Raw genomic sequence first — 8,804 nt, forward strand, 5'->3', positions numbered from 1 at the left:
GACTGAGCACCACCACGACACCATGAGCACCAGACCCCGTCAGGCCATCGCCTGGCGGGGTCGTTCATGTCGTCCACATAGACACCACGAACGCCGCCTACATGCCCATCTTCAGCGTCGCCCTACAGTCGTGCGGCCGAGGCCATTCCGGAGCGTCAGGACTCCACCAGTAGCCGATCAGTCGCGCTGGGATGCGGGCATCCACCATGAGGAGATGCTTGCACGATCACGCTCAACCTTGGCCCCGATGAGCGTCAGTCGGAGAGCATGTGCGTCACGCGCGGCAGAATGAACCTGTGCGACAGCCGAGCGAGGACGAGGCGCGAAGAGGAGCTTGGCGGCTACTGCATGATGCATTGGAACGTTTGGCGTGGCCTGCCTCTGAGCAGATCGCCTGGCTCGGATCCGTGATGTGCCCTGATGAGCTGGCCCTTGATTTCGATCACGCGTACGGGGTCTCGTGGATGCCGCAGGAGGCCGGGTGGATCAGCGACGAGTTGTCCAGGCATCTCGATGAGATCGATCGGCTCACCGCGGAGTTGACAGAGGAAGGACCGGAGCCGTGGAGCTTTGAGGGGATACGGAGTCATCCCACATGGGCGCGCTTAAGAGTCCTCGCGTGCCGTGCTCTGACACTCATGCCTTCGACCCCCTGGACGAGCAGATCAGAACCTTGATCGTCGTGCCATTAGCGTGCCATTAAGGGTGGTCAGTGGCGGTCAATTGCGGTCACTCGCGGACTGTCCTCAGTGCAGGTCGAGTACGTTGGCCTCGAAGATCGGACCGTTTTGCAAGCAGGCTGTCATGGTTGCCGCCCCGCTTTCGGGCCTCGGGCCTGGCGGCCCTGCGGTCCGGGTTGGGTTGCCATCGAGTACGCGGGGGCTATCTGTTTCCGTCCAGCGCTCGCGTACAGCAACGCCACCTCACACCACCTGATCACTCCGAACACCATCACACGCCTGACCAGGCAAGCGAACCCCTAGCCACGGTCTTGCCGTTGACTCGTAATGAAGGGGTCTGGGGTTCGAATCCCCAAGGCGGCTCCCAGTTCAAAGGCCCTTCGCGATGATCGGGAAGGGCCTTTGGTTCGTCCTGACGCGGTGCAACACGTGCGGGGTCGCCCGCAGCCGGCGGAATATATCGGCCGGGCTTCCAGGCTCGCGGCGGCGCGCCTGACAACCGTCGTCGAGCTGCCGGCGGTGCTGAAGAGCTGCCTGAGGGGATCTACGGAAACAGCCGCATCGGTTTTTCAGGCTATCATGCACTCCCATTTGATATAGTAATCGCCTCCGATGACGTCGTGGAATTGCGCCCTCGCGCACCATTCCTGGCTGCCGCTGGAGTTTTGTTTGGTCCCGGTGCTTGCGCTGCAATAGCGATTACGGGGGCAGGCTTCATCGGCGGATCTGACCTTGCTGTTGTTGCGGTAAAGGGTCACGGTCAACCGCCCGGCTGTCCGGCCCTTGCAGCGGACTCCACCAGCGCCATACATTTTTCCGGACTGGTCAACTCTATCCGCTAGAGCCCAGGCGGTGCAGAAGGACGCTGTCGTCGCTTTGGTGACGCTCGCGGTTGTGGTCGATTTGGCTGTCGTGGCGTTGGCGGGACTCATCGGCGCGAGCGCGAGTCCAGCCGCTACGGTGATCTTGAGTGCGATCATCTGCCGGCTCATGTGAACCTCTTTTTGATCTAATGATTGATGGAGTTGGTGGTGAAGCTCTTGCTGCCGCTGTCCCACGAGGCTCTGACTCTGCCGTACCATCGCTGTTTGCCCGGCGTGCGGTCGGTTACCGTGACGGAGGCATCGCAATATCGGCTGTAATTCGACGCTTCGCAGATGCCGGTGTCGACGAGTGTGCCTGAGCGGAAGAGCTGAATGCGCAGCTTCAGGGGTGTGAAACTCGGAGCCTTGCAATTGATCCACGCGCCGGCGTAGATCTTCTTCGGAGAGCTGTCGTGGGTGTCGGTCATGCCGCCGACGGAGCAGCGGATCATTGCGGTGGCCGAAGTGGCGGGGGCCGTGACGGCGTGTGCCGATCCGGAGAGCGCAAAACTTAGCGATGTCGTGATCGCGGCGACGCTCACCGTGGTCAGGTGCTTTCTTCTCACGCCGGCGAATGGCTTGATCTTCATGAGGTCCTCCGGTGGTAAGAAATGCGTCGAACGTACGCCGGTTGCCGTTGGGGATTGACCCGTCCAGCCGGCTGGACCAACAGGGTGACGCATGGGGCTGACTATCCGCTTACTAATCGGTTACCATGCGCATACTGAACGTATTGCTCGCGGGGGCGCCACATGAAGTTCAACATTCTCGGCCCGATCGAGGTGGGCGCCGAGAACGCGTGGCTGGAGCTCGGAGGGATGAGAACGCGGGCGGTGCTGGGCCTGTTGTTGGTGAACGCCGGGCAGGTCGTGCCAACTGACCGGTTCGCCGAAGAACTGTGGCCACAACTCGACGTGGATCGGGCGATCGCCAACCTGCATGTGCGAGTCAGCGAGTTGCGTCGCAGACTCCGGACAGCGGGCATGGCGGAGGGCCTCGTGACCAGGCCGCCCGGCTACCAGCTGGAGCTGGGCGGCCACGAGCTCGACTCGGTCCGATTCGAGAAGCTGCTCGAACAGGCGGTCTCCGCGCTCGATGTCAACGACGCCACGACCGCCCGTCTGCGGGCGGTCGAAGCGCTGGCTCTGTGGCGCGGGCCGGTGCTGGCGGACCTGGGCGACTTGCCCTTCGTCGCTTCAGAAGGGTCGAGGCTCGAAGAGCTCCGGCTGACCGCCGTCGAGGTGCGTCTCGAGGCGGACCTGATGAACGGACGGTACTGTGAGGTGCTGGGCGAGCTCGCTGCTCTGACGGCCGAGCACCCGCTGCGCGAGCGGCTGTGGTCGCTGCGCATCCGTGCGCTCTACGGCGCCGGCCGGCAGGGCGAGGCACTGGCCGTCTACCGAGAGGTTCGCCGACTGCTGGCTGACGAACTCGGCCTGTCCCCCAGCCGGGAGCTGCGGGATCTGGAACGGCGCGTACTCGCGCAGGACCTTGCCACCCGCGCCGATCCGGCACCGCGAGCCCCCGGGACGGACAAGGACGGCTGGACCGCGCCGACCCCGCAGTATGTCTGGAACGGCACGGGTCACATCGCCTATCAGGTGATCGGCGATGGCGAGCCGGACATCGTGTTCGTGCCAGGCATCTACAGCCACCTCGATCTGTGGTGGGAAGACCCGAACACGGCCGGCTTCATGCGCCGGCTCGCCGCAACCGGCCGCCTGATCATTTTCGACAAGCGGGACACTGGGCTGTCGGACCCCGCCACCGGCGAAGACACGCTCGAGCAGCGGATGGACGACGTCTGCGCGGTCATGGACGCGTGCGGCAGCAAGCGTGCCGTGCTGATCGGCTACTCCGAGGGCGGCCCGATGAGCGTCCTGTTCGCCGCCACCTTTCCAGAGCGGGTCACCGGTCTGGTGCTGTTCGGCGCAGCCGCACGCTGGACCTGGGCGCCTGACTACCCGTGTGGAGGGAACACCGAGGGCATGCTGGCCGCGCTCGAACAGATCGCCCAGCGCGGCTGGGGACAGGGCAACACCATTGAGTGGTACGCACCAAGCCTCGCGAGCAAGGAAAGCGCGCGCCGGGGATTGGCACGCCGCGAACGCATGTCCGTCAGCCCAAGCGCCTTCCTGCGGATGCTTCGCCTGGTCCGTGATATCGACGTGCGGAAGATCCTGCCGGCTGTCAGCGCACCGGCGCTGGTCGTGCAGCGGCGCAACGACCGGATCAGCCAGCCCGCTCTTGGACGCTACCTTGCCGAACACCTGCCGGGTGCCCGGTATCTGGAGCAGTCGGGCGACCATCTGCTCGGTGTCGGTGATGTCGGCGAACTTGCCGACATCGTCGAGCAGTTCGTTGAAGAAGTGGCGAGTCAGCCTCTGGAGACGAATCGCATGCTCGCCACGATCGTGGTCACGGCCGTGTCCGAGGCCGCTGCGCCGGCTCACCATGCAGCAGCTTCGTCGGCCGTCGGGCGGAGCCGAGGCAGCTTGGTCGAGACCAACGTACAAGGAGTGGTCGCAACCTTCGACGGCGCGGCACGCGCGATCCGGTGCGCGCTGGAGATGCGTGCCACAACGGCCGCTCATGATTTCCGAGCGGGCGTGCACGTAGGTGAGGTGGAGTTTCGCGATGGCCGGCTCGTCGGTCAGGCATTCGAGCTCGCGCACCAGGTCGCGCGCCTCGCCGGGAAGGGGCAGATCCTGGTCTCGCGCACCGTGAAGGACCTGGTCATCGGTTCGTCGTTGAACTTCCAGGAGAAGGGGAGCCACCGGTTCGACGGCTGCGGTGACGACTGGACGATGTTCACCGTCGGCGGCTGACCGCATCGGCGCGTGCGCGGCGCAGCCCTCGACCTTGACGGCCTGCGTCTCGCCCATGAGTCGTAACTCTCGATGCTCACCGCCGTGCTCGTCGCGTGCGATAGCTCCGGAAGCCAGGGGTGAGCGCTCATCGGCAGATCCGCGCACTCGCACCCGGCCGTTGACGGATCGGCGTGAGGGGAGGCATTCTCCAAGTGAGGGGAGTATTCCTTCGCGGCAGCTTCGTCATCACGGCACAGTACACACAGGGACGCCCTGGAAACCCTGCGTGCTACTCCCGGAGTTGTCGGTCCGCGTAGGCGGGCGGGAGAGACCTCGGGGTGATGGAACGCGCCCCAATCTGTTGATCGTTCGTGACTGCAGACGTTCCCCGAGACAACCGAATGGGATGTCGAAGTCCCGTCTGAGACCCGCCAGGTGAGGGGAACTCAGCTTGCCAGTGTGTGCTATTACTGGTCGAGCTGAGCCCCGGCCTGCTCGACCTGAGCAGGCGGAGGGTGCGGGTCATGCAGTTGTCGGTGTTCGCGATCGCGATCGTTGTGGCCGTCGCGGTTCCTGCCGTGGCGATGACGATCGTGGCGATCGTCGCGCTCCGGGGTGCCGAGCCGGGCGAACGGCCCGAAATCTTGCGTGCTCTTGCGGTGTTGGCGCGGGCGAATCATGGCTCGTTTCCAGGGCTGACGCTTCGCCGGCAGTCACCATCTTCCCGGGCTGTGGAGAAGGCTGATCGGAAGCCGGCCTGAACCTGGGCGGATCAGGTCGTACCTGCTCGGATCGGTTATCTGCGCACGCGGTAGCGCAGGTGGAGGACCCGGTTGCCCTGGATCACCACGTCGGGGTCCTCCAGCAGGTGCTGCGCGTCGAACGAGCCGAAATAGCGCTTGCCGGACCCGAACACGACGGGAGCGACGTCCATGGCGACCTCGTCCACGAGCCCCGCGGCCAGTACCTGGCCGCCGACGTCGCCGGCGGCGACCTCGACTGTGCGGTCGCCGGCGAGTTCCTGTGCCCTGGCCGTGGCGGCCTCGACGCCGTCGACGAAGTGGAACGGCGCCCCGGGGTCCCAGCCCTCGGGCATCGGCCGGTGCGACACGACGACCACGTGGTCGATCCCACCCGGCGGCTTGCCGCCCCAGCCGTCCGTCAGGTCGAAGACGTGGCGGCCGACGACGGTCACCCCGATCTGGTCCCAGTACGGCCGGGTGTAGTCGTAGGACGCCTGCGACACCTTCACGTCCCCGGTCTCGTCCAGCGGGACGTCACCGCTGGACATCCAGTCGAACAGCGGCCCGACCTGGTCGTTCCTGTCAGCGATGAAGCCGTCCACCGACACCGTGCTGTACATGACCACTCTGCCCATGGACTTCTCCTTCGCTCGGGAAGTACCCATGGTGGCGGGTCAGGGGTCGCCGGTTCTTGTAAGAAATCAATCGGCCGGCAGCGGCCCGACGTCGAGCGCGTGACCGGGGTGTTCGCGCAGGAAGCGCCGCCGGACGTCGACGTACCGGGTCGGGGTGAGCCCCGTGAACGTCCGGAACTCGTGGCCGAAGTGAGCCTGGTCGAAATAGCCCGCGCGATCGGCGAGGTCGGCCCAGTTGACCGGTCCGGTGGGGTCGATCGCGAACACGCTGGTGGCGAAGCGGTAGGTGCGGGCGAGCCGCTTCGGCGTGACGCCGACGAGCTCCTTGAACCGCTGTGCCAGATGGGTGCTGCTGACGCCGGCCGCCGCGCTCAGGTCGCCGATCGCCAGCGCTCCCGCGGCCGCCTCGATGGCGCTGCTCGTGTGGCGGACCAGCCCCAGGCCGGCCGGTTCGCGGAGCCGTCGCATCAGCTCGTCCTCGAGCAGCGTCAGCATCTCGTACGGACCGGCCGCCGTGGCCAGCCGGTCCCGCAGCCCGGCGACGGCAGGGCGGCCCCAGACCTGCTCCACCGTCGCCGGCCGGTCGCACAGCTCGGCCGCGGGCATCGGCAGGAACGGCGCCAGGCCCCATGGCTTGAAGTGCACGCCGACCGACCGGGTGCCCGGCGGGTAGCCGAACTCGTAGGCGCGGGTGGGTGTGGTGATCACGCAGCCGTCGGCGTACGCGGCCGTCTCGATGCCAGTGACGGCGCGGATGCGGAACGGCTCCCCGAGGTTGAGGACGAGCAGCGCCGAGGGCATCGGCGGCAACATCAGCCGGGGGTACGGCGGCGTGCCCTCCAGGTAGTAGAGGTCGTCGATCAGCCCGGCCACGGGCGGTCGGGGCACTCTGGACACGTACTCCACGCGTCACAGCATCGCCGATGCGCGGGCGGGTCACCAGGAGATCCCGCAGGATCCGGATCAGCAGGTGCGTGAAGCCATCGTGGAAGCCGTCGCCATGGCGGGAAGGTTATGCCGCCACTGAGGATAGTTTCGGGTGATGACGTTCCGGCAGCACATGGAGCGGGTGGCGGTGCGCACCCTGGCGGAGTTTCCCAGGGAGGCCGGGGCCGGCATTTACGTCGTCACGTTCCGGATCGACAGCGTCGACCAGGACCCCCGGTTCCCGTACGTGGCGATCGGTTACAACACCGAAGCCGAGGTGGCCCGGCTGCCGGCGGAGCCGAGCCCGCCGGAGGCGTGGGAGGCTCGCTGGAGTTACGCGTATTTCCCGCCGTCCGGGCTGGAGGGGTGCCGTGTCGTCGGCCACGATCCCGAGCGGGATCCGGTCGGCGCCGCGTTGCACCGGCGGGAGGCGATGGCGCAGGGCCTCTGGTACGACGACGAGGACGAGCTCTCCGAACACGAGCGGGACGAGCGCGGCGAGCGGCTTGACCAGCAGTTCCACGGACTCTGCGTCGATCTGGCCCGCCGGCTCCACGCGGATGGCCGGATCGTCGAGACCTTCGGGAGAGCGCTGCCGGTGGTCCTTTACGACATGTTCGACCCCGACGAGATGTTCGCCCTGACCAGAGCCGCCAACCCGGCGGAGTTGGTCGCGGAGTTCCTCGCGGAGGATCCGGAGGGGCGCTGAACGGGGCGTGGCGCCGCTGGGGTGATCTGGTCTCTCAGGCTGGCGAAGAGCCCTGATCAGCCGGTTCTGCCCGTGGCTCTGGCCGAGATCCGCTGGCCTCGCGCGCTTGGACCGCCGGATCGTTGCGGCGTACTCTCTGGTCATGCCTCGGCCGAAGGTGGTTCTCTTCGATGCGATGGGCGTTCTGTACCGGTAGGGCAATGTGCAGGGTCGTGTCCTGATCCCCTACCTGCGCGATCACGGATGCCGGCGAACCGAGCAGGAGATCCGCGCCGCCTACCGTTCGGCCACGATGGGGAGCATGACGACCGACCGGTTCTGGTCGGCCGTCGGGCTGTCGCGGGAAGGGCGTGACGCGGATTATTGCGGGCGGCACCAGCTCAACGGAGGCGTGCGGGAGGCGCTCGCGGAGCTGGGGGGCGATGGCCTGCGCCTCGCCTGCCTGAGCAATGACACGGCGGTCTGGTCTGAGCTCGTACGCCGGCGTTTCGGCCTGGAGGCTCCCGTGCGGCGGTGGTTCGTCAGCTCCGATCTGCGGGCCCGCAAACCCGACAGGGCCGCGTACACGACGGTGATCGAGGCGCTGGGCGTCTCCCCTGATGAGGTGGTGTTCGTCGACGACCGTCCGGTCAATCTTGTTCCGGCTCGTACGCTGGGGATGCGCACGATCGTTTTCCTGAGCGACGACACCGAGGCCAACCCCGTGCGCTGCGATCAGTGGCAGCCGCGGAGCGTCGTCAGGACCATGCCGGAGCTGGTGGCCGCCATTCGCGAGTTCGCGTAGGAGCGCGGCGCGTTCAGGCGGCGGTGAGCCGGCGCAGGCCCATGAGTTCGAGCGCCGCGTAGACGGCCACCACCAGGGCTCCGGCCAGCAGGAACGCCACGCCCAGCCCGGTGAGCGGGATGAGGCCGGAGAACGCGAGCACGAGGAGTGCCACGCACGACAGCGTGTTCCCCGCGACGACGAACGCCGCGTGGCGCGGCGGAATCTGGGGATATCCGGCGATGAGGCCGAGGGCCGCGGCGCCGCCCAGCATGGCGACCCCGAACGGGATGGACCACGAGGTCGGCAGGCCGAGCGGGCCGCTGAGCGCCTGAGCGCCGGCCAACATGATCACGCCGAAGACGGCGGTGCTCCAGCCGTCGACGCGCAGGATCAGCCGCAGCCGTCCGGAAGCGTCCGTCCTGGTCGTCGTCATGTCGATCTCCTCCCGGTGAAGGTCTGGTCACAGGAACGGTGCCAGCGCCGGGGTCGTCGGCTCAATAACCTCCGGGGTCATGGCCGCTCGCCACGGTCGTTAGGCTCCGGGGCATGTTGCGTCCTGGAAGCTGGTCCAGGCCTGCGGGTGAAAGTCCCGTCCGGGTAAGCATCGGAGCGCCCGGTAGCAGGCCCCGGTTCGTCGTGGAGACATGGCGGGCTGAGCGGGGTGTCAAGAG

At 66.9% G+C, this 8,804-nt stretch carries 9 protein-coding genes; 4 read left to right on the top strand and 5 right to left on the bottom strand.

All coding sequences use genetic code 11. From position 1 onward, the window contains the following. Positions 1-1,249: 1,249 nt before the first annotated feature. The gene (locus ABGB01_RS45440) at positions 1,250-1,672 is read right to left on the bottom strand and encodes a hypothetical protein (RefSeq protein ID WP_347780522.1); all 423 of its coding nucleotides are present in this window, start codon (positions 1,670-1,672) and stop codon (positions 1,250-1,252) included. 17 nt (positions 1,673-1,689) lie between these two features. Continuing rightward, positions 1,690-2,133, bottom strand: a complete 444-nt coding sequence (locus ABGB01_RS45445) for a hypothetical protein (RefSeq protein WP_347780523.1) — start codon at positions 2,131-2,133, stop codon at positions 1,690-1,692. 162 nt (positions 2,134-2,295) lie between these two features. On the opposite strand from ABGB01_RS45445, the gene ABGB01_RS45450 reads away from it, so the two are divergent. Continuing rightward, positions 2,296-4,371 carry an alpha/beta fold hydrolase gene (locus ABGB01_RS45450; RefSeq protein WP_347780525.1) on the top strand — a complete coding sequence of 692 codons (2,076 nt, stop codon included), beginning with the start codon at positions 2,296-2,298 and terminating at the stop codon, positions 4,369-4,371. 506 nt (positions 4,372-4,877) lie between these two features. Further along, on the top strand, positions 4,878-5,114 hold the full coding sequence (locus tag ABGB01_RS45455; protein WP_347780526.1) for a hypothetical protein: 237 nt from the start codon (positions 4,878-4,880) through the stop codon (positions 5,112-5,114). Positions 5,115-5,149: 35 nt separating this feature from the next. On the opposite strand, the gene ABGB01_RS45460 is transcribed toward ABGB01_RS45455, so the two are convergent. Beyond that, positions 5,150-5,731 (bottom strand): dihydrofolate reductase, encoded by a 582-nt coding sequence (locus ABGB01_RS45460; protein ID WP_347780528.1) that lies wholly within the window; start codon positions 5,729-5,731, stop codon positions 5,150-5,152. A 66-nt stretch (positions 5,732-5,797) separates the two neighbouring features. Next, on the bottom strand, positions 5,798-6,637 hold the full coding sequence (locus ABGB01_RS45465) for a helix-turn-helix domain-containing protein (RefSeq protein WP_347780530.1): 840 nt from the start codon (positions 6,635-6,637) through the stop codon (positions 5,798-5,800). A 136-nt stretch (positions 6,638-6,773) separates the two neighbouring features. Between ABGB01_RS45465 and ABGB01_RS45470 the strand changes: the two genes are divergently transcribed. Together ABGB01_RS45470 and ABGB01_RS45475 are read left to right on the top strand one after the other, a co-directional pair. Continuing rightward, the gene (locus tag ABGB01_RS45470; RefSeq protein WP_347780532.1) at positions 6,774-7,367 is read left to right on the top strand and encodes a hypothetical protein; all 594 of its coding nucleotides are present in this window, start codon (positions 6,774-6,776) and stop codon (positions 7,365-7,367) included. Between the two features lie 202 nt (positions 7,368-7,569). Further along, positions 7,570-8,151 carry an HAD-IA family hydrolase gene (locus tag ABGB01_RS45475; protein ID WP_347780534.1) on the top strand — a complete coding sequence of 194 codons (582 nt, stop codon included), beginning with the start codon at positions 7,570-7,572 and terminating at the stop codon, positions 8,149-8,151. 13 nt (positions 8,152-8,164) lie between these two features. On the opposite strand, the gene ABGB01_RS45480 is transcribed toward ABGB01_RS45475, so the two are convergent. After that, on the bottom strand, positions 8,165-8,566 hold the full coding sequence (locus ABGB01_RS45480) for a hypothetical protein (RefSeq protein WP_347780536.1): 402 nt from the start codon (positions 8,564-8,566) through the stop codon (positions 8,165-8,167). Between the last annotated feature and the right edge of the window lie 238 nt (positions 8,567-8,804).

It is taken from the genome of Nonomuraea sp. B5E05 (assembly GCF_039880665.1).
Taxonomy (GTDB): Bacteria; Actinomycetota; Actinomycetes; order Streptosporangiales; family Streptosporangiaceae; genus Nonomuraea.